The organism is Paenibacillus popilliae ATCC 14706, from assembly GCF_000315235.1.
Lineage (GTDB): Bacteria > Bacillota > Bacilli > Paenibacillales > Paenibacillaceae > Paenibacillus_B > Paenibacillus_B popilliae.
The window spans coordinates 1-679 of record NZ_BALG01000502.1 but is presented as its reverse complement, the minus strand read 5'-3'; the positions used below and the strand labels follow the sequence as shown (position 1 = coordinate 679).

Genomic DNA, 679 nt, shown 5'->3' with positions numbered 1-679 from the left:
TCTCCAGAATGTATTCGACTTGCTGATAGACGCAAAGCACTTCCGCCCGTTTTGCATCGAACTCTGGATCGCGGCGTTCCAGATCATAACGGACCTTATATGGTTTTAAGTCTTGGGCGGCCAGCAATCGGGACACGCTGCTAGGCGACATGCGGGAGAGACAGTCATGACCTTCAGTTACCGCGTGATTACGCACGTGCTGTGCCAAAAGACGCTGGGTCCAGACTTCATACGAGTAGCCCAAGTCCTTCGGCTTTTGGCAGGCCGACCTGAACGCTGTTCTTCTCCCAATGCGGCATCCGGCCCTAATGCCAGTGATTTATCGACACAGCGATTGACCTTGGGCACCGTTGTACCGAGGGTTTCTGCGATCTTTGGGATGCTCAAGCCGTCGGCAAAATGAAGCAGAATACGTGCACGCTCTACCCGGCGATATTCTTCTGAACGCGCTTGACTGATTCGTTGAAGCATTTCTCGATCGGCAATGGATAACACTAACTTTTCTTTTTTCGATTGGAAGGGCATGGTTTCTCTCCGTTCAATAAGGGCTGCGAAGATTATACCACAAAATGCTGGAATATAGTTACTCAAATGGTACGAGGAACAGTTCCGGCTTGCACAGCAGAAGCGCTTCGGGGCTTCCAGCGAGAAGACGCATCCGGATCAATTGGAACTGAAT

The 679-nt window shown here is 51.0% G+C and carries 1 protein-coding gene and 2 pseudogenes; 1 reads left to right on the top strand and 2 read right to left on the bottom strand.

The annotated features are described in order from the left end of the window. Positions 1-208: pseudogene (locus PPOP_RS24930) on the bottom strand (IS630 family transposase); the annotation flags it as partial. Further along, entirely contained in the window at positions 178-471 is a 294-nt protein-coding gene (locus PPOP_RS26265) for a helix-turn-helix domain-containing protein (protein WP_422730668.1), read from the bottom strand. The pseudogene PPOP_RS24930 and the gene PPOP_RS26265, both read right to left, overlap by 31 nt. Positions 472-586: 115 nt before the next feature. Here PPOP_RS26265 and PPOP_RS26260 point away from each other — a divergent pair. Then, a pseudogene (locus PPOP_RS26260) lies at positions 587-679 on the top strand (transposase domain-containing protein); the annotation flags it as partial.

Excerpts from the sequence above, each read along its gene's own strand:
- PPOP_RS26265 (WP_422730668.1), bottom strand. The coding sequence starts at position 471 with ATGCTTCAACGAATCAGTCAAGCGCGTTCAGAAGAATATCGCCGGGTA.